Genomic DNA, 18483 nt, shown 5'->3' on the forward strand with positions numbered 1-18483 from the left:
GGCGAAAGCGGCCTATTCGACGACGAAAAAAAGAGCGGGGCCTGGGACCCGAAATGAGGAGGAATTCATCACTAAACCACCCAAGAAGGTTCCAGGCCCCGCAGGACGCAATCTAAGCTGTTGCCGTCGATTTGGCAAAGCGCGAAAGGGCTATCCGATCGAGCAACCATATTGCCAGCATGGAAATCCCGACGAGCGGGAAGGCAATCCCCAGCAAAAGCATCACAGCGGTCGCGATTTTCCAGCGTGGCAGGTCGTGGCGCAGCGGCGGAACGCCAAAGCGGTTTTGCGGACGACGTTTCCACCAGATCACCAGCCCGCTGACCGAGCTGAGCAGCACCATCAGGCAGATGAACAGGATCAGCAGCTGGTTCATCCAGCCAAACATCTTGCCTTCATGAAGCATCACACCCAGCTCGGTCGCTTTCGAGACCGTGCTGTAATCGGCGTAGCGCACGTCCGCCAGCACCTTGCCGCTGTACTGATCCACGTGCAGCGTCGCATCTTTGCGTGGATCGTCAGCGAACACCGAAACGGTGAACACGCCGTCGGCGGTTTTCGGCCCCGTGATGCTGTAGCCAGGTTCGATGTTGCGCTCGCGGGCGATGTCCACCACCCGTTGCAGAGAGATCGACGGCGCTGCCGGCGCACTGGACATGCTGCCATGGTTCATGTGCTCGGCATGATCGCCGGAGGACACAGGCATGGGCGTGTTTTCCATGGCCCACGGCACGGTCTGCACGCTTGCGTTGTTCAGGTCGCCCGCCTGTTTGTCGGACTTGGGCACCTGGTTCCACATTGCCGCTGGAAAGGTGTTCCAGACATCGGCGTAGACCTTGCCCCACATGCCGGTCCAGGTCATGCCGCTGAGCAGCATGAACAGCAACGCCACAGAACCCCAGAAACCGGTCACGGCGTGCAGGTCACGCCATAGCACGCGTCCACGCGCACTGACCCGTGGCCAGAGCACACCCGCTGGCGAGCGACCGCGCGGCCACCACAGGTACAGGCCGGAGATTACCAGCACGATGCCCCAGCCGGCTGCCAGCTCCACCAGCCGGTCACCAACGGTGCCAATCATCAGTTCCCCATGCAGCTCACGGGCCATGGCCTGCAGGTTGTTTTTGGCGTCCTGGCTGCCAAGGACCTTGCCACTGTACGGGTCGATGAACAGATTCATTTCGCGCCCATCCTGCTTCAGCACGAACTGCGCGCTGCCCTGGGCGTTGACCGGCGGCAGGTATTTGCTGATCAGCGCCTCGGGATAAGCCTCATGCACCCGCTGTTGCTGCGCGTCGGCGCTGAGCAGGTGATGCGCTGGCGTAACGGTCAGCAGGTCGCTGTACATCAGCGAGTCCAGCTGGGGTTTGAACAGGTAGACGATCCCGGTCAGCGACAACAGGATCATGAAAGGCGCGACGAACAGGCCGGCATAGAAATGCCAGCGCCAGGCCAGGCTATAGAACGACACGTTTGGTTTGGACAAGGTGCAACGCTCCCGTCAGGGGAAAACACGACGCAGCGCATCGACGGCCAGGTGGCGGTCAACGGGGTGCGGATTTTTTTGCGGCTTCAGACTACTGACGAGAACGGCGGCGCGCGACTGCGGGCATTGGGGAATATGTTGTGCTGCCCGTGTCCTGACTGCGGCAGGGCGTTATAGAAGTCGGCGGGTCTGGGCGGGATGGGGGCGACGACGGCCAGGGTCTGGGTCAGTGCCGGGCAGCTGAACAAGAGCGTGCAGTACCCGCACTTAGCCCAGATCACATGATCGGGATCCGCGTTTGTGTCGGCCTTTTGGTGCTGGCTGTGGTCGCCGGCGCCCATGTCCATCGAGGCGGCCATGTCCATGTCGGCGGACATCGACGCCGCCATCGACATGCCGTTGTGATGCTCCATCGGCATCGACTGAGACACCAGCGGGCCGATGAAAATCATCAGCATGGCGAACAGGCTCAGCCATGCACCCTGTGTCTTACGGGGGGCGTTGGCAGATCCGCTGCGTGTCGCGAACAGACGGCTCAATGGCGTTCAGCTTCGATGGTCAGGGTCGCTCAATGGGCGTGTGCCGGGGCTGCGTCAGGTGCCTGCTTGTGCACCATGATCTCAACGGTCAAGTCACCGGCCTTCTCGAAGTGCAGGGTCAACGGGAAGCTCTGGCCCTCGGTCAGTTTCGAACGGTCTTTTAGATCGAGCAGCATCACGTGATACGCCATAGGCGCGAAGGTCACGGCGCCGCCAGGGGGGATTTCCACGGTCTGCACCTGCTGCATCTTCATCAGGCCGTCCTTATGCACGTGCTCGTGCAATTGCGCTTCGCCGGCGACGGGGCTGTCGACACCGGTCAGCCGGTCAGGCTCGGTGCCCTGATTGCCGATCACGAAATACGCCGCAACGGTGGGCGCATTGGGTGGCAGCTCCATCGACCAGGGTTGCGCCACCGTCAGATGGTCTTTTACATACTCATGAGCGGCAACGTAGCAGGCGGGCAACAGCCATAGCGCCAGCAGGAAGGTTTTTGTCAGCGTGATTCTTTTCAACATGGCAACGAGCCTCCAATCCATTCAGATACGCATATACGGCGCGAACGAACGATCAGACGCGAGGTGAAGCCCGGGGGTTGAGGCTGGGCCACAGCAGGCGCGGTGGCGCGTGGAAAACCAGGACGGCGGTCGGGAAACGGATCGGTTCGAAGATTGTGAATGAACCGAAGGCGGGGCCGCTCGCAATAGCCACCAGGGACAGAGACCCGGAACAACACGGGCAATGTTGCATCGTGGAATGGTCACCGTTGTCGGGAACACGCTGACTGACCCTGCTGACCAGGCCCAGCGGTGTCGCAACCCGTTGCGTGCCCGTTCCTGTGCAGAAATTCCCCCACACGAGCTGCTCGCCCTGTGTGCGCGGCATGGTCGGGGTCATGGGCATCGCCAGCATGCCAAACAGCAGCGCAAAGCAGGCAACCCAGGCAAAGGCCCGGCGTCGCTTGAGGCTGATGATCTTCTCTTGTTGTTCTTTCATGCCGGCCATTTAGCCTGAATGGCCCTGAGATGTAAAAAGTTGGGGTGCGGCGATGTGTCGCGGGGTCACTGGAACGGAACGGCGTGCACCTCGATATCGACGTTTAGCCAGGAACGCATTGCCGCGAAAATGGCTGCCAGGTTATCCATGCTGGGGTTCCCACTGGCCGAAAGCATGCGATGAAGGCTTTTGCTGGGTTTGTCGGTCTCGCGTGCCAATTGTTCGAAGCCGAGGGTTGCGTTGACCAGATCACGAAGAATGACTCGAGCAACTTCCGGCTCGCCATTGAGAAAAAGCGTTGCGGCTTCATCCAGCAGGCCCTGAGCAAATGCCGGATCTTGCTGGATCCTCTCGTTGATCGTGTGTTTGTAGCTACGGGTAAGAGCCATCAGATGCCTCGCTCATGTGTTTGCTTTTTTGCGGCCTTGTAGTCAGCGATCAAGGTTCTGGCGCACTTGATGTCTGCGGTTTGTCCTGACTTGCCCATCAGCTTCTTAGATAAGCCCGGTTTTCTCGCCGGCCAGCTTTCCCTGTGCGCTATATATTTATGCGTTAACTGAGAATGTCGCTAAAGCCTCCAGCACTTTCCCCACCCCCAGAAACTCCCGATCCACGCCGGCCAGTTCCGGCCTTTTCAATACCAGCACCGGTATCCCGCGCTCGCGTGCCACTTCAAGCTTGGGCTCGGTGGCGCTGCTGCCGCTGTTCTTGCTGATCAGCACATCGATCTTGCGACGCTCGAACAGTGCGCGCTCATTTTCCAGGTTAAACGGCCCACGCGCGCCTATGACTTCGCAGCGGTCGTTGCCGGGATAGACGTCGAGTGCGCGCAGGGTCCAGAACTGGTGATCGGGGATTTCATGCAGATGCTGCAAGGGTTCGCGCCCGAGTGTGAACAATGGGCGTTCGAAAGGGGCGAGGGCGGTGATCAGCTGCGCCCAGCCTGAAACTTCACGCCAGTCGTCATCCGGCCCGGCGTGCCAGGCGGGACGACGCAGCGCCCAGCAAGGGATGCCGGTCAGGCGCGCAGCGGCAGCGGCGTTATGGCTGATTTGCGCGGCGTAGGGGTGAGTTGCGTCGAGAATCAGATGGATGCCTTCATCGCGGACGAACTGCGCCAACCCTTCGGCGCCGCCGTAACCCCCCACACGCACCTGGCACTGCAAATCACTCGGCACCCGCCCCACGCCCGCCAGGCTATAGATATGCTCCGCGCCCAGGGTGCGAGCGATGGCCAGCGCTTCGGTCACCCCGCCAAGCAGCAGCACCCGCTTCACGAAAAAGCCCCCGCACGACCGACGACACCGCCCTGACGGTCGATGGCGAACACTTCCACTTGAACCTGCGCCGGCACCACGCTGCGAGCGAAATCCAGCGCGTGCTGGCAGACCGCATCACCCAGTGCCACACCCTGCGCCGCCGCCATGGCCAGCGCCTGCTGACTGGTGTTGGCTTCACGAATGCTCTGTTGCAGGTCGGCGTCGGCACCCACATCCGCCGCCCATTGCGCCAGTTGCTCCAGGTTGATGCTGGAATGGCGACTGTGCAGGTCCATATGACCGGCCGCCAGTTTGCTGATCTTGCCGAAGCCGCCGCACAGGCTGAGTTTATCCACAGGCACTTTGCGCAGATGCTTGAGTACCGCGCCGACGAAGTCGCCCATTTCGATCAGGGCGATATCGGGCAGGTTGTAGACGCTGCGCATGGTGTCTTCGCTGGCGTTGCCGGTGCAGGCGGCGATGTGCAGGTAGCCATTGGTTTTGGCCACGTCGATGCCCTGGTGAATCGAGGCGATGTAGGCGGCGCAGGAAAACGGCCGGACGATGCCGCTGGTACCCAGAATCGACAGCCCGCCGAGAATACCCAGGCGCGGGTTCATGGTCTTGAGCGCAAGCTCTTCGCCCTTGTCCACGCAGACCGTTATTTCAAACCCGCCGTCATAGCCCGATTGCGCAGCCAGGCGTGTCATGTGTTCAGTCATCATTCGCCGTGGAACGGGGTTGATTGCCGGCTCGCCGACGCCCAGTACCAGGCCTGGCCGGGTCACGGTGCCAACGCCTGGGCCCGCGACGAAAACCACGCCAGGCGCCGGAATCAGGCGCACGCGCGAATACAGCAGTGCGCCGTGCGTCACGTCGGGGTCATCGCCAGCGTCCTTGATCGTGCCTGCCTCCGCGCCGTCGGCAATCAGTCGGCAGAACTCCAGACGCATCTGCACCTGTTTGCCCTTGGGCAAGGTGATTTCGATGGCGTCGTTGATCTCTGCGGCCAGCAGCAGGCGGGCGGCCGCCAGCGCCGTCGCGGTGGCGCAGCTGCCGGTGGTCAGGCCGCTGCGCAGGGGCGCCGGTTGCTCGGCGGTCTCTTCGCGCATCAGGGCTTGATCGCTTCGAGTAGCGTGATCGGCAGCGCCTGACGCCAGGTGTCGAATTCGCCCAGCGGTTTGGAGTGTGCCAGGTGGATACGGGTCAGCTCACCGCCATGCTGCTCGCGCCAGTTGACCAGTGCCGCCTCGCTTTGCAGCGTGACCGCGTTGGCGACCAGTCTTCCTCCGGGGCGCAGTTGCTGCCAGCACCGTTCCAGCACGCCCTCACGGGTGACGCCGCCGCCAATGAAAATCGCATCCGGTGCCTCCAGCCCTTGCAGCGCGTCGGGGGCCCTGCCGCGTACCAGTTGCAGCCCGGGCACGCCCAGCGCGTCACGGTTGAATTCGATCAGCTGCTGGCGGCCTTCATCGGACTCGATCGCCAGCGCGCGGCAGGTGGGATGGGCGCGCATCCATTCGATGCCGATGGAGCCACAGCCTGCGCCGACGTCCCACAGCAGCTGGCCGGGAAGCGGCGCCAGACGCGCCAGGGTGATGGCGCGAACGTCACGTTTGGTCAACTGGCCGTCATGCTCGAATGCCTCGTCTGGCAGCCCGCCCAACGGTGACAACCGCAAGGTGTCCGGCGCTGCTCGGCAGTCGATAGCCAGCAGATTCAATGCGGCGATTTGAGGATTCGACCAATCGTCGGCGATGCCGTCCACCCGCCGTTCGGATTCGCCGCCAAGGTGTTCAAGCACAGTCATGTGGCTCGGGCCGAACCCACGCTCGCGCAACAGCGCTGCGATCGCCGCCGGGCTGCTGCCGTCGTTGCTCAGCACCAGCAGGCGCAGGCCGTGATGCAGCTGTGCATTGAGAGCGGCCAAGGGCCGAGCGACCACCGACAGCGTCACCACATCCTGCAGCGGCCAACCCAGGCGAGCGGCGGCCAGGGAATAGGATGAAGGCGCCGGAATCACCCGCATCTGCGCGACCGGCACCTGCCTCGACAAGCTCACGCCGACGCCGAACAGCATCGGATCGCCGCTGGCCAGGACGCAGACCGGTTCACCCTGCAATTCCAGCACCGGCTGCAACGAGAACGGACTGGGCCACTGACGACGTTCGGCCTGAATGCACGGCGGCAACAGGTCAAGCTGACGCGAACTGCCATACACCTGACGCGCCGCCAACAGAGCATGCCGGGCATTCTTGCCCAGCCCCTGGTAGCCATCCTCACCGATTCCCACGACTGTCAGCCACGGCGACATGTGCCTACCTTGATCGATCTGTGAATAAGGGCGTCATGATACCGCGCTGCTGGCGCCTCGTCGTGTTAGGGCCAATCGGCTTCATTCTGGAGGTCGTTGGGAGCTGGCTTGTGGGGCGTTTCTGAAAATCCTGTAATCGCGCCTATTTACACGGGACGTGTAATGACACGGCCCAAAGCGCAAACCTATCGTGCGCCGCTCATGAAGCCGATAAGGATGCTGAGCGCATGTCCGGAGCCTAAGCGTTCATCAATGATGAAAAACAGAATCTCTCCTCGTTTCGAGACAGCTTGCCTGACGGCAACGGCGCCAGGGCCAAGTTTGATCGGCTCAATCCCTACATCCAGTTGCGGGGTATCGGGCACTGGGGGACAGGTCTTAAAAAGAACTCGACGATCAAGAAGATGCTGGGTATTTCCAGCAAGCGTTTCATGCGCTCGGGCGAGGTCGCCCACTACGCCCGGAACGTCAAACGCATCAACAACGTCGCCCGTACTTTGAGCAGCGGGACGGCGATCGGCGTGGCTTTGGATATAGCCGCTGGTGCGATGGAGATCGGCGAAGCGTGTTCCACAGGGCGTGAGCAGCAATGTACGAAGGCCAAGTTTGTGGAAGTGGGGAAGATGATGGTGGGGATTCCAACGTCCGTTACGATTGGAGGGATTGGCGCGAAGGCAGCAGTATCGATGGGCTTCAGGATGGCCGGGCCCAGTCGCGGTGCCAGCCTGGTGGTTTGTGGTATCGCAGGTGGAGCTGCTGGCGGATGGTTGGGAGGAGCAGGAGATAGCAAAGTGGGGGAGCACATTGGTAACTGGCTGTATGAGTTGGTTGACGATGAATGACGACCTTTTAGGGGGAGTCGTCATCGTCTCTGGCGTTATAAGCGTTGTTAGCTTTTGCGTAGACGTGTACGTGAAATACTTCATCCTTCCTGAAATAGAGGAACGGCTAAAAAACTGTCGTATCGTGATTGATGCGAAGCGCTGTTGGGATAACTCGGGGTTTGTCGGTCGACGCTATCGACTTGTGGCGGTGAACCTGGCGCTGACGTCAACCGAACTTCTGCGACAACAATATCTGGTGGATATAAATGAGGTAAACAGCATCTCTGCCCATCAGCGACGATGGATTTGCATTCCCGAAAGAGTTGCTTTGACAGCATTCATTGCTGGCATCACCGCTTTGGCCCTGCTCGGCAAGCTCTGGTAACCCCCTATCCGCAGCCAATCACTATCCCCCGTAGCAGTCCGGCTTGCCGGCGCAAGCGTTTTCAAGCACGTCACCGCCGGCAAGCCGGAGGGTTACAGATTGCACAACACTCTGCCGCCATCGACCATTCGACAGACCGGCTTTTCATGCCCACCGCCAAAGCAGGCATAATACGCCGCCTGTAACCATTCGTTTCCCACTTGCCCAGTCCGATCACGCCAGGTGACCCCTTGACCGAGCCGCTGTCTGCTCGCATTCCCGCTGCGCCTCTACGCCCCTCGGCTTGTCCGGGGTTGTTGCGTATTGTCCCGGCGCTGGATGGTGGCATCTGCCGGATCAAGCTGCCGGGCGGGGTGATTTCGGCTGAACAGGCGCTTGCCGTGGCCGAGGCTGCCGAGCGTTTCGCCGGTGGTGTGATCGAGGCGACCAACCGTGGCAACCTGCAGATTCGTGGCATCGGGTCGGACCATGATGGCCTGATCGGCGCCTTGCTGGACGCCGGGCTGGGGCCGAAGAACCCGGCCAGCGACGACGTGCGCAACCTGATGCTCAGCCCGACGACGGGCATCGATCCACATCAGTTGTTCGACGCTCGGCCGTTGGCGGGGCAGATCCTGCACACGCTTGAACAGCATCCGCGCTTCCACGAACTGTCACCCAAGTTCGCCCTGTCGCTGGACGCCGGCGAAGGCCTGGTGATGCTGGAACATCCTCATGATCTGTGGCTGTCGGCGCTGAAGGTGAACGGCGAAACGCTGCTCGGTTTCGGCCTGGCCGGGTGCCCGGCGGCCGATTCGCCGCTGGCTGCGGTGGCGCTGGCGGCGGGACATGACCTGGTGATTGCGGTGCTGGAGCTGTTTCTCGAACATGCCCGGCCGGAGCAGACCCGCCTGCGTCATCTGTTGCAGGACATGCCTGCCGAGCAGTGGCTTGAACGCCTGCGAGGGCGATTGGCGACGTCGATCAGGGTCGATCAGAAAATAACCACCTGGCGTCGAGCGCCGATTCAGGCAAACGCCCATATCGGCGTTTATCCACAGGCGCAGGCGGGGCTGGTGTCAGTGGGTGGAGTCGTGCCTTTGGGCCGTTTGGGTCCGTCCATGTTGCGCAACGCCGCCAAGCTGTCGATCGAGCATGGCGACAGCACGCTGGTGATGACCCCATGGCAGAGCCTGATGCTGCGCAACGTCGCGGATGATCGATCCGCCCCTGCACTGCGCGGTCTGCGAGCGGCGGGCCTGCTGTGCGACGCCGATCAGGCGCTGTCGCAGATGATCGCCTGCACTGGCTCTGCGGCCTGTGGCAAGGGCCTGGCCGACACCAAGGCCGATGCGCTGCAGCTGGCGGCGTTTTTGCAGCAGCGGGGCATCAGCCGGGCCGTGCATCTGAGCGGCTGCAACCGCTCCTGCGCCGCCGCCCATGCCGCGCCTGTCACTCTGCTGGCGGTCCGCGCTGGCCATTACGACCTGTATTTTCGCCACGCAGATCAGCCGGTTTTCGGCGAGTTGCGTGGACGTGACCTCACTATTGAAGCAGTCGGTGCGTTGTTGACCGCCGACTCACGGAGCAACACCGATGATTGATTACATCCGCGACGGCCAGGAGATCTATCGCAACTCCTTCGCGATCATTCGTGCCGAAGCACGGCTGGAGAGCATCCCGGCCGACCTGGAAAAACTCGCCGTGCGGGTGATCCATGCCTGTGGCATGGTCGATGCGGTCGAGGGGCTGCGTTTCTCGCCAGGTGCCGGAACCGCCGGACGCCAGGCGCTGGCCGCTGGCGCCCCCATCCTGTGCGACGCGCACATGGTCGCCGAAGGCGTGACCCGCGCCCGTCTGCCGGCCAACAATCAGGTGATCTGCACCCTCAAGCATGAAGGCGTGCCCGAGCTTGCGCGCGAGCTGGGCAATACCCGCTCGGCGGCGGCGCTGGAGCTGTGGCGTCCGCACCTTGAGGGCGCTGTGGTGGTGATCGGCAACGCACCGACCGCGCTGTTCTACCTGTTGGAAATGATCGACGCCGGCGCGCCAAAACCGGCGCTGATTCTCGGCTTCCCGGTGGGTTTCGTCGGCGCCGCCGAATCCAAGGACATGCTCGCCGCCGACAGTCGCGGCGTGCCTTACGTGATCATGCAGGGCCGACGTGGCGGCAGCGCCATGGCCGCAGCTGCGGTCAACGCTCTCGCCACGGAGGTCGAATGATGCAGGCTCGCGGCCGTCTGATTGGCCTGGGCGTGGGCCCCGGGGATCCTGAACTCATCACTGTCAAGGCGCTGCGTCTGTTGCGCGAGTCGCCGGTAGTGGCGTATTTCGTGGCCAAGGGCAAGAAAGGCAACGCCTTCGGCATCATCGAGGCGCACCTGCAGCAGGCGCAGACGCTGATGCCGCTGGTGTACCCGGTGACCACCGAGGCCTTGCCCGCGCCGATGTCCTACGAGCAGATCATCAGCGATTTCTACGACAGCGCCAGCCTCGACGTCGCTGCGCACCTGGATGCCGGTCGCGACGTGGCGGTCATCTGCGAAGGCGATCCGTTCTTCTATGGCTCCTACATGTACCTGCACGATCGCCTCGCCGAGCGCTATGAGGCGCAAGTCGTGCCCGGTGTCTGCTCGATGCTTGGCGGCGCTTCGGTGCTGGGTGCGCCACTGGTGTACCGCAATCAAAGCCTTTCGGTGTTGTCCGGCGTGCTCTCGGCCGATGAGCTCAAACGCAAGCTGGTGGACGCCGACGCGGCGGTGATCATGAAACTGGGCCGCAACCTGCCCAAAGTGCGTCAGGTGCTGGTGGAAACCGGTCTGGCGGAGCGCGCGCTGTACGTCGAGCGCGCGACCATGAGCAACCAGAAGATCGTGCCATTGGCGCAGGTCGATCCGACCTCCTCGCCGTACTTCTCGCTGATCATCGTTCCCGGCCAAAGGTGGCAAGGCTGATGGGCGCTTTCAACCCCAAGGCCCCGGCCATCGTGATCCTTGGCAAGGGTGCGCTGAACACCGCGCGGCGCATCCAGCAGGTGTATCCGGATGCGCTGGTTTACGGTCTGGCCGAACGTGTGGACGGCGCTGATCGCAGCTACAGCGAGTTTGGCGCGACGCTGCGGCAGTTGTACCAACAGGACACGCCGATCATTGCCTTGTGCGCCGCCGGTATCGTGATTCGCACGCTGGCGCCGGTGCTGTTGGAGAAGGGCGCCGAGCCGCCGGTGCTGGCCGTGGCCGAAGACGGCAGCGCCGTGGTGCCGCTGCTTGGCGGGCTGGGCGGCGTGAACGTCATGGCGCGCAAGATCGCTGCGGCCTTGAACACCCATGCGGCCATCACCACCAGCGGCGAGCTGCGTTTCGGCACCTGTCTGCTCAACCCGCCGAGCGGTTATGCGCTGGGGGATCTGGAGCTGGGCAAGCGTTTCGTCTCCGATCTGCTGTCCGGCGAAAGCGTGCGCATCGAAGGTGCGGCGCCTTGGCTTGCCCAAGCGCAACTGCCAGAGGACGAGCATGCGCAGTTGGCGATTCACGTGGGCCATGCCGAGCGCGAGCCGGCCGCCCATGAGCTGCTGATCTACCCGCGTAACGTGCTGGTGGCGGTCGAGGCGAGCGTGGCGGATCTGGCTGATGGGGTGCGAGCCGCGTTGCATGAATCGCGCATCGCGGTGCAGGCCCTCGCCTGCCTGTTGGCCAGTGAAACCGACATGGCCGATCCTGTTTTGCAGGCGGCCGCCGAGGCCTTGGGCGTGCCGTTGCGTTACGCAGCGCAAGCATCGGTGAGCGAAATGGCGCAGCGGGCGTTGCCTCAACTGCTGCCACCGATCAGCCCGGTGCAGGGCATTGCCATCGCGGTCGCGCCTCAGCCTCTGGATATCGAACACATTGGCCGCGGCCGTGGGCGGTTGGCCGTGATCGGTCTTGGGCCCGGTGCCGCAGCGTTCATGATTCCTGCAGTGAAAGCCGAACTGGCGCGGGCCAACGATGTGCTGGGTTATGAAACCTACGTGCGCATGGCTGGCCCCTTCCGGGCCGATCAAGTGCTGCACTGCACCGACAACCGCGAAGAAATGCAGCGCGCTCGCCATGCCTTCGAACTGGCGGCGCAGGGGCGATCGGTGGTGGTGGTGTCGTCCGGCGATCCGGGCGTGTTCGCCATGGCAGCAGCGGTCCTGGAAGCGCTGCACGAGTCCGAAGATGCGCGGTGGCACAGCGTCGATCTGCAGATCCTGCCCGGTGTTTCGGCTTCGCTGGCAACTGCAGCGCAGGCCGGCGCGCCGTTGGGTCACGACTTCTGCGTGATGTCGCTGTCCGACAACCTCAAGCCATGGGAGATCATCGAAAAGCGTCTTGATCTCGCTTGTCAGGCTGATCTGGCGCTGGCCTTCTACAACCCGATCTCGCGTTCTCGCCCTTGGCAACTGGGGCGGGCACTGGAAATCGTCCGCCAGCATCGCAGCCCGGCAACGCCGGTGACATTGGGCCGTGACATCGGCCGTCCAGGCCAGACCTTGCGCGTCACCACCCTGGGTGAACTCACGCCCGATCAGGTGGACATGCGAACCATGGTGCTGGTGGGCTCATCGCTGACCACCACCTTTGCACGGGCAGACGGAAGCCAGTGGGTGTACACGCCACGTTGGTACGGACTCAAGCCCGGCCATTGATCGAATGATGCACTTGGGGGGGCTTTCTACGTCGGAGGTCCCTCTCATGCCTTGTGGGAAAGCGCTTCGAATACTCGGGTAACTGGCATCCCTGTCATGCAGAAGCGATGTCCCCCCGCGTAGCGAATGCTTTCCTGAAGCTTGCCCTTGCGCGTAGGGCAAATCTGGAACCCTCCTGCAGCCCCCGACATACGCGCATCGCGCAAGAGTGCCCGATTGGCGCGCCTACATTTTTTTCAAAGCGCTCGCTCGATGGCCTGCCGTAGCCGTGTAAATGCCGTCGTCAAAAAGAAGGTAGGGTTTGTTGTGTCCAGGACGGACGCTCACTTAAAAGGATTTGAATATGAACCACGATGCTTTCATCAACCACCTGACCGGCATTCCCTCGCTGGACTCGATTCCGGCCGCCGATATTCCCGCGCGTTTTTCCTCCAATACGACCACGGCGCCAGCCAGCGCGGCAGTTGCCGGCCAGGGTGTCATAGGTTTTGTCGAGGGCATGAGCCAGCAGGCTCGTGAGGACGTTCTGGACAGTTTCACCTATGCGACCCTGGCCGCCGACAAGCGCTACGACCTGGTGACCGAGAATGGCGAGTGGTACAGGACCTTCCGTGGCGCCATGACCAGGGCGCTGAATTGGACTGCCCAGGATGTCTCCTACACCAGCTACTCCAGCAGGGAGCAGGTGCTGACCATGGACAAGGTCGGCCTGAAGCTGATTGCCAACTCGCTTTCGGCTGCTGCCGCGGGCATCGGCGCCGGTGCGCTGATGTTGCAGATCGCGGAACAGGCGGTAGAGGCACTTAAGACCAAAGACGAGCCCCTCCGGCTGTTTGATTCCAGAACCACCAAGCCCAATGGCGCGCGTTTCCTTGTGGGCGGCTGCCGGGAAAGCCAGGACGGCGTCATCGTGCTGAGTGTGGGTGCAGTGGAAGCCAGGACAGCGTTGAGCGTAGGCAACGTCCTGTTCTTCAACTGGAACTCGGTATCGATCGACCTTCACCAAAGCGCCGATATCTTTGTGTTCAATCAGTCACTTTATGCGCAACGCCGTCAGCAGGTGCGCAATGCGCTGTCGAGCGCCGCCGATGCGGCATTTGAGGAATTTCCGATTTAAGGCGTGGGGCCGCAGCCGGTCTTGCGGCCTTTTTAGCGGAGTTGCCTACATGAAACAGGACATATACGCGGCCTATATCAACGGCCCGGAACTGTTGGTGTTCACCGATTCTACCCATGACCGCATCAAGCAGGATGTCATGGCTTCGACCTTGTACGCACAGCTGGCAGCGGACAGGCAGTTCAACAAGTTCACTCACCACCGCCAGTGGCAAGCCGCTTTGCTCAAGGCAAGGACCACCTTTGGCTGGTTGCGCCTTGACCTTGAAAGCGTCGAGGGCGGATGGGTCGATTCGCCGACGTTTTCGCCCCTGGATATCATCAACGAGTTATTGCCTGCGCGGCAGAACCCGTGGCCCGCAGCGACGCTGGAACATCTGATTGCGTCGTTGTTCGCCTCACCGCAGACGGCTCCTGCAGCAGCGTTGCTCAAGCACAGTCTTTGCCGATCCGTTGAAGCCGCTTGCCATGACACAGGTGCTGTCATCGCGACCGCATCGGTGGTGCTACAGATGGGTGTCGTGCTTCCCGACGCGGAGAAGGTGTCGATCTGTGTGGCGTTCGAAACAACCGAGCCGATCGCTGAAAATCCATTCGCCCAGCGTCTCTCCAGGCACTCACTGGTCGGCGACATCAAATGTTGGCGGCTGATTGACGTGCTGGATGATCTGCGTTATTCGCCATTCAGGCAGCGAATTACCGAGGCGCTGCAAGACCGGCGTGAGGAACTGATTCTGCCCATCGACGGCCTTGAATCATGAGCGCTGGAAGCGGCGCGATCGTCGGCACCAGCCTGGTCTCCTTGTATGAGGGGATTGGCCCGCAGGATCGCGAGGACATTCTCGGCAGCCTTGCGCACGCAGACGGGTTCGCCAGCCGCCATTACGACCAGCAGCAGGAATACTCCAACTGGATATTCCGCTACCAGACCCGGTTACAGCAGCGCGGATGGCGTTTCGTTAACGCAATTCGCCACACACCGCAGGTGATTTTCCACCCGCCAGAGCTCGACTCGATCAGCTACCACGTGATTGATTCGGCCGGGTCGCGCGCGCTTGCCGAACTGGCCCAGGCCGCCTGGTCGGCGCTGAGGATCAATCGCTATGCGCAGACGTTTTTCATGACGGGCAACCGAAATCAGGAATTGGGACGTTTGCAGATGATCCCCTGCATGCTGGACGCCAGCGGTGAGATCACCCTGCTGGTCTGTTGCATTCGTCTGACCGGCACCGTGGATACCCGGGATTTCGATTTCTGGACCGAAACTCGACGCGAGATGCTGCTGCGGATCACGGGAGGGGTTTATCGTTTTGATCCCAGGGTGTTCGCCGGCTATCGCGATGAGATACGCCGCCTGCTGGCTGGCGGCGCTGATCGCGCTATCCGGCAATTTCCCATTTGATCAGCTTGCGCTTCAGGGCAGCAGGTAACCCTTTATACCGGTGAAAATGATTTGCGCAGCCAGTGCGCAAACGAACAAGCCCATCAGCCGGCTGACAATCTGCAAGCCTTGATCGCCGAGGATACGTTCGATGCTGTTGGACAGATAAAGCACCACCCCCACGGTGAAACTGGCCAGCGCGATGCTGACGATGGCGGTCAGCTTGTCGTCCCAATGGGGCTGGCTGACGCCCATGACCAACAGCGCGCCGATAGTCCCCGGCCCGACGGTGATAGGAATGGTCAGGGGTACGATGGCCACGTCCTGCTGCACGTTGTCGGTCTGCACGCCTGATTTACCCTGTGCCATGGCCAGGGCGGAAATGAACAGCACGCTGCCGGCGCCGATGCGAAAGGCGTCGGCGGTGATGCCAAACACACCGAAAATGACCCGGCCGAACAGGTACAGCAGAACACTGGAGACCAGCGTGGCGAAGGCGATCTTCCACGCCAGGTAACGGCGTTCCTTGCGCGAATAACCGCGGCTCAGGCTGATAAAGCACGACAGGACGAAGAATGGGCTATAGAGCACCAGCATCTTCAGATAAACGCTGAACAGCACATGAAGCATGGTTTGAGCTCGTGGCGGCATACGCGGACGCGGCAAGTCTATCAGGCGGCCGCGGCGGGGGAAGCGTCAGTTTTGTTGATAGCGGTCCTGATCGTCCGGTTCGGCGCCCGTCTGACTGCGGGCCCGTTGCTCGACCCAGTACTCGACCAGCTCGCGCAGTTGCGACAGCTCGACCGGCTTGGACATGTGGCCGTCCATGCCGGACTGCCGTGCGCGATCCTTGTGTTCGGCCAGGATGTGCGCGGTCAATGCCACGACCGGTGTGCGCACGCGTTGATTACCCATTTCCCACGCACGCAGTTGCTGGGTCGCCGAGAAGCCATCGAGGATGGGCATTTCACAGTCCATCAGTACCAGGTCATAGCGCTGGGCTTTCATGGCGCGCAGGGCTTCTTCGCCGTTACTGGCGGTGTCCGGTTGCAGGTTGAGCTTGCCCAGCATGCCGCGAATCACCTTGGTGGAAATACTGTTGTCCTCAGCCACCAGAATGCGGAAATCGCCGGGCACGTTCACTTCGGGAAGCAGCGCAGGCGTCGCAGGATAAGGCGTCTGGCCCTTGTTGCGCTGATTCAACTCGTCGGCCAGGGTCGTCTTCAAGGTGTAGCCAGCCACCGGTTTGGCGAGGATACGCTTGACCCCGGCGTTGCGCGCAATGACCTTGCTCGGCGCATTGCTGATGCCGGTGAGCATGATCAGCAGAATGTCGTGATTGAGGCTCGGATCCTCCTTGATCTTGGCCGCCAGCTGCATGCCGGTCATGCCCGGCATGTTCTGATCGAGCAGGACGATGTCGAAATAATCGCGCAGATGCGCCTTGGTGCGAAGCAGTGCGAGGGCTTCCTTGCCTGACGGCACGGCACTGACGTTCAGGCCCCAGGCGCTGCACTGCTGGACCAAGACCTTGCGGCAGGTGTCGTTGTCATCCACTACCAGCACCCGAGCACCCTTGAGCGGACTGTCGAGGTCCGAAGGCGGCTGTTCCAAACGCTCTGGGTCCAGAGGCAGGCTAAGCCACAGGGTGCTGCCTTGGTTGCTGCCGCTCTGAATACCGAACTCGCCGTTCATCAACAGGATCAGCTGACGGGCGATCACCAGCCCCAGATGGCCGCCCACTTTGCTGGCCGCCAGGAAGTTCTTGCTGTGCAGTTCGGCATGCAGCAATGCATCGCGCTCCTTGGCCGTGAGCGGGGTACCGCTGTCCTGCACGGCGATGCGCAGGCGTGGCTTGCCGCCACGGGAGTCGAGGGCGACTACCAGCAGAATCTCACCCTCGTCGGTCTTTTTCAGGGCGTTTTCCAGCAGGCTGAGCAGTGTCTGGCGCAGCCGCGTCGGATCGCCGCTGATGACCCGCGGCACTTGTGGCTGAATGAAACTGATCAGCTCGACGCTTTGTTGCTCGGCTTTTGCACGGAAGATGCTCAGGCAATCCTCGATCATCGCGTTGAGGTCGAACTGCACGTCGTCCAGCTCGATCTGTCCGGACTCAAGCTTGGTAATGTCGAGAATCTCGTTGATCAGGGTCAGCAGTTCGTTGCCCGCGCTGTGAATGGTCTGCACGTAGTCCCGCTGCTTGACCGACAGTGGCGTGCCGAGCAGCAGTTCAGTCATGCCCAGCACGCCGTTCATCGGGGTGCGGATTTCGTGGCTGATCTTGGCCAGAAACTCTGCCTTGGCGTTGATCTCGGCGGTGCTGGCAGCCAGCTCACGGCTGATGCTGAAGTTGTCTTCGGTGATGCTGCGATGGCGTTCGCTCAGGGCAATGCTCATCAGCAGTCCGCACAGGCAGAACATGCCCAGCACCGCAATGATCAGGGTCTGGGCAGGGATGTTGGTCAACCAGAGCATGGCCGGCAGAATCACCAGGTTGCCAAGGTTGAACACGATCATCGCGATCACGAACGGTCGTGCCGGGGCGTAGCCTTTTTGCAGGTGATAGATCGACACCAGCGTGATGGTCAGCGTCGCGAGACCTACCAGCAGGAAGGTCAGCAGGTTCAGCGGCAGTGTGTCGACGAACAGCACCAGCAATCCGCCAAAGCCGACGATCAACAGTACGCTCATCAGCAGGCGGTTGAGTGCCTCGACGCCGCGCAGGACGAAGAAACAGTAGGCGTACATGAGCCCGGTCGCGGCGGCCAGCAGCAACGCGAGGTGAGCGCTTGGGGTCTGCGCCAGATGCCAGTGAGGCAGCAATGGCGCTTGCAGATTCAGCAATAACAGCGCACTGAGCCCCAGAAAGCCTTCGCAGGCGGCCAGCCACAGACTGCTGACCGAGCGCGATTGGGCGAAGCGGGTGATGTTCTGCACGATCAGCATGATCAATGAGCCGAAGAACAGCCCGAGCAGTAGCGGACGGCGCTCATCGGCGGCGCTGGATACGGCCGATTCCAGGGAGATGTTGGGGCGCAGTTCTTGTTCGGACTGCATGCGCAGGTACAGGTCCAGCACGCGCTCGCTTCGCGGCACCGGCAGCAGGAAATCAATGGAGGGCAGGGGCTGGGCACTGCGCGGTACTTTGTTGCCCGAACGCGAATGGCTGATCAGGTTTTCCCCGTCGAGGACATACATGTCCACGGTCGCCAGATCAGGGGCGAAGATTCGCACCAGTTGTTCGTGATCGGTCGGGGCCAGGCGATAGTGCAGCCAGAGTGCCGAGTCGCGACGGGTGGCGCGCACCTTGTCGAGTTCGATCGGACTGAATTGGGTGTCGTAGTGAGGCGAGCGAACATCGCTCAGTTGCAGGGTGGCCTGATCGTCGACAAGTGTCGACCATCCCGCGCTGACCTCGGCGAATGCCATCGGCACACAGAGCAGGGTCATCAGGGCGATGATCAAACGAGTGGCAATCCTGAGCCAGCGCACGGCGAAATCCCTTCGTGAGTGAAGCCAGTTGACTCTGGGGCGGCAC

19 protein-coding genes are annotated in these 18483 nt (G+C 61.9%); 9 read left to right on the forward strand and 10 right to left on the reverse strand.

The window, feature by feature from the left end; all coding sequences use genetic code 11:
- Positions 1-112 precede the first annotated feature (112 nt).
- The 8 genes from ACI2KS_RS16710 to cbiE all read right to left on the reverse strand — a co-directional run bounded on the left by ACI2KS_RS16710 (position 113) and on the right by cbiE (position 6594).
- Positions 113-1486, reverse strand: coding sequence for a PepSY-associated TM helix domain-containing protein (locus tag ACI2KS_RS16710; RefSeq protein WP_404622092.1), 1374 nt, complete (start codon positions 1484-1486; stop codon positions 113-115).
- A gap of 86 nt (positions 1487-1572) precedes the next feature.
- A complete protein-coding gene (locus ACI2KS_RS16715) occupies positions 1573-2016 on the reverse strand; it encodes a DUF2946 domain-containing protein (protein ID WP_404622189.1) in 444 nt (147 codons plus the stop codon).
- 38 nt (positions 2017-2054) lie between these two features.
- A complete protein-coding gene (locus ACI2KS_RS16720; RefSeq protein WP_404622093.1) occupies positions 2055-2543 on the reverse strand; it encodes a copper chaperone PCu(A)C in 489 nt (162 codons plus the stop codon).
- Positions 2544-2595: 52 nt separating this feature from the next.
- Positions 2596-3021 carry a DUF2946 domain-containing protein gene (locus ACI2KS_RS16725; protein ID WP_404622094.1) on the reverse strand — a complete coding sequence of 142 codons (426 nt, stop codon included), beginning with the start codon at positions 3019-3021 and terminating at the stop codon, positions 2596-2598.
- Between the two features lie 65 nt (positions 3022-3086).
- Entirely contained in the window at positions 3087-3410 is a 324-nt protein-coding gene (locus ACI2KS_RS16730; protein ID WP_404622095.1) for a DNA-binding protein, read from the reverse strand.
- A gap of 156 nt (positions 3411-3566) precedes the next feature.
- Positions 3567-4298, reverse strand: a complete 732-nt coding sequence (locus ACI2KS_RS16735) for a cobalt-precorrin-6A reductase (RefSeq protein ID WP_404622096.1) — start codon at positions 4296-4298, stop codon at positions 3567-3569.
- Positions 4295-5392 (reverse strand): cobalt-precorrin-5B (C(1))-methyltransferase, encoded by a 1098-nt coding sequence (locus tag ACI2KS_RS16740; protein ID WP_404622097.1) that lies wholly within the window; start codon positions 5390-5392, stop codon positions 4295-4297. The genes ACI2KS_RS16735 and ACI2KS_RS16740 overlap by 4 nt, the downstream gene beginning before the upstream one ends.
- On the reverse strand, positions 5392-6594 hold the full coding sequence (cbiE, locus tag ACI2KS_RS16745) for a precorrin-6y C5,15-methyltransferase (decarboxylating) subunit CbiE (protein WP_404622098.1): 1203 nt from the start codon (positions 6592-6594) through the stop codon (positions 5392-5394). Before cbiE ends, ACI2KS_RS16740 begins: the two co-directional genes overlap by 1 nt.
- A 290-nt stretch (positions 6595-6884) precedes the next feature.
- Here cbiE and ACI2KS_RS16750 point away from each other — a divergent pair, with 290 nt between their 5' ends.
- The 9 genes from ACI2KS_RS16750 to ACI2KS_RS16790 all read left to right on the forward strand — a co-directional run bounded on the left by ACI2KS_RS16750 (position 6885) and on the right by ACI2KS_RS16790 (position 14966).
- Positions 6885-7436, forward strand: a complete 552-nt coding sequence (locus tag ACI2KS_RS16750) for a hypothetical protein (protein WP_404622099.1) — start codon at positions 6885-6887, stop codon at positions 7434-7436.
- Positions 7429-7803 carry a hypothetical protein gene (locus tag ACI2KS_RS16755; RefSeq protein WP_404622100.1) on the forward strand — a complete coding sequence of 125 codons (375 nt, stop codon included), beginning with the start codon at positions 7429-7431 and terminating at the stop codon, positions 7801-7803. Before ACI2KS_RS16750 ends, ACI2KS_RS16755 begins: the two co-directional genes overlap by 8 nt.
- A 230-nt stretch (positions 7804-8033) precedes the next feature.
- Positions 8034-9386, forward strand: coding sequence for a precorrin-3B synthase (cobG, locus tag ACI2KS_RS16760; protein WP_404622101.1), 1353 nt, complete (start codon positions 8034-8036; stop codon positions 9384-9386).
- Positions 9379-10005 carry a precorrin-8X methylmutase gene (locus tag ACI2KS_RS16765; RefSeq protein ID WP_404622102.1) on the forward strand — a complete coding sequence of 209 codons (627 nt, stop codon included), beginning with the start codon at positions 9379-9381 and terminating at the stop codon, positions 10003-10005. Before cobG ends, ACI2KS_RS16765 begins: the two co-directional genes overlap by 8 nt.
- On the forward strand, positions 10002-10736 hold the full coding sequence (locus tag ACI2KS_RS16770) for a precorrin-2 C(20)-methyltransferase (protein WP_404622103.1): 735 nt from the start codon (positions 10002-10004) through the stop codon (positions 10734-10736). Before ACI2KS_RS16765 ends, ACI2KS_RS16770 begins: the two co-directional genes overlap by 4 nt.
- On the forward strand, positions 10736-12448 hold the full coding sequence (gene cobJ, locus ACI2KS_RS16775) for a precorrin-3B C(17)-methyltransferase (RefSeq protein ID WP_404622104.1): 1713 nt from the start codon (positions 10736-10738) through the stop codon (positions 12446-12448). The genes ACI2KS_RS16770 and cobJ overlap by 1 nt, the downstream gene beginning before the upstream one ends.
- 343 nt (positions 12449-12791) lie before the next feature.
- Positions 12792-13565, forward strand: coding sequence for a hypothetical protein (locus ACI2KS_RS16780; protein ID WP_404622105.1), 774 nt, complete (start codon positions 12792-12794; stop codon positions 13563-13565).
- A gap of 49 nt (positions 13566-13614) precedes the next feature.
- Positions 13615-14325 carry a hypothetical protein gene (locus ACI2KS_RS16785; RefSeq protein WP_404622106.1) on the forward strand — a complete coding sequence of 237 codons (711 nt, stop codon included), beginning with the start codon at positions 13615-13617 and terminating at the stop codon, positions 14323-14325.
- Complete coding sequence (locus ACI2KS_RS16790) at positions 14322-14966, forward strand: hypothetical protein (protein ID WP_404622107.1); 645 nt, start codon at positions 14322-14324, stop codon at positions 14964-14966. Before ACI2KS_RS16785 ends, ACI2KS_RS16790 begins: the two co-directional genes overlap by 4 nt.
- Before the next feature lie 12 nt (positions 14967-14978).
- Here the strand turns inward: ACI2KS_RS16790 and ACI2KS_RS16795 are convergent, their stop codons facing one another.
- Both ACI2KS_RS16795 and ACI2KS_RS16800 read right to left on the reverse strand, forming a co-directional pair.
- Positions 14979-15575 (reverse strand): MarC family protein, encoded by a 597-nt coding sequence (locus ACI2KS_RS16795; RefSeq protein WP_404622108.1) that lies wholly within the window; start codon positions 15573-15575, stop codon positions 14979-14981.
- Positions 15576-15641: 66 nt separating this feature from the next.
- Positions 15642-18437, reverse strand: a complete 2796-nt coding sequence (locus tag ACI2KS_RS16800; RefSeq protein ID WP_404622109.1) for a response regulator — start codon at positions 18435-18437, stop codon at positions 15642-15644.
- Positions 18438-18483: the final 46 nt, after the last annotated feature.

It is taken from the genome of Pseudomonas sp. NPDC087358 (assembly GCF_044900785.1).
Lineage (GTDB): Bacteria > Pseudomonadota > Gammaproteobacteria > Pseudomonadales > Pseudomonadaceae > Aquipseudomonas.

What these genes read in the sequence shown, in the direction of transcription:
- ACI2KS_RS16780 (WP_404622105.1), top strand. Translation starts at nt 12,792, where the DNA reads ATGAACCACGATGCTTTCATCAACCACCTGACCGGCATTCCCTCGCTG.
- ACI2KS_RS16770 (WP_404622103.1), top strand. Translation starts at nt 10,002, where the DNA reads ATGATGCAGGCTCGCGGCCGTCTGATTGGCCTGGGCGTGGGCCCCGGG.
- ACI2KS_RS16725 (WP_404622094.1), bottom strand. Translation starts at nt 3,021, where the DNA reads ATGAAAGAACAACAAGAGAAGATCATCAGCCTCAAGCGACGCCGGGCC.
- ACI2KS_RS16765 (WP_404622102.1), top strand. Translation starts at nt 9,379, where the DNA reads ATGATTGATTACATCCGCGACGGCCAGGAGATCTATCGCAACTCCTTC.
- cobJ (WP_404622104.1), top strand. Translation starts at nt 10,736, where the DNA reads ATGGGCGCTTTCAACCCCAAGGCCCCGGCCATCGTGATCCTTGGCAAG.
- cbiE (WP_404622098.1), bottom strand. Translation starts at nt 6,594, where the DNA reads ATGTCGCCGTGGCTGACAGTCGTGGGAATCGGTGAGGATGGCTACCAG.
- ACI2KS_RS16720 (WP_404622093.1), bottom strand. Translation starts at nt 2,543, where the DNA reads ATGTTGAAAAGAATCACGCTGACAAAAACCTTCCTGCTGGCGCTATGG.
- ACI2KS_RS16790 (WP_404622107.1), top strand. Translation starts at nt 14,322, where the DNA reads ATGAGCGCTGGAAGCGGCGCGATCGTCGGCACCAGCCTGGTCTCCTTG.
- ACI2KS_RS16785 (WP_404622106.1), top strand. Translation starts at nt 13,615, where the DNA reads ATGAAACAGGACATATACGCGGCCTATATCAACGGCCCGGAACTGTTG.
- ACI2KS_RS16795 (WP_404622108.1), bottom strand. Translation starts at nt 15,575, where the DNA reads ATGCTTCATGTGCTGTTCAGCGTTTATCTGAAGATGCTGGTGCTCTAT.
- ACI2KS_RS16755 (WP_404622100.1), top strand. Translation starts at nt 7,429, where the DNA reads ATGAATGACGACCTTTTAGGGGGAGTCGTCATCGTCTCTGGCGTTATA.
- ACI2KS_RS16730 (WP_404622095.1), bottom strand. Translation starts at nt 3,410, where the DNA reads ATGGCTCTTACCCGTAGCTACAAACACACGATCAACGAGAGGATCCAG.
- ACI2KS_RS16740 (WP_404622097.1), bottom strand. Translation starts at nt 5,392, where the DNA reads ATGCGCGAAGAGACCGCCGAGCAACCGGCGCCCCTGCGCAGCGGCCTG.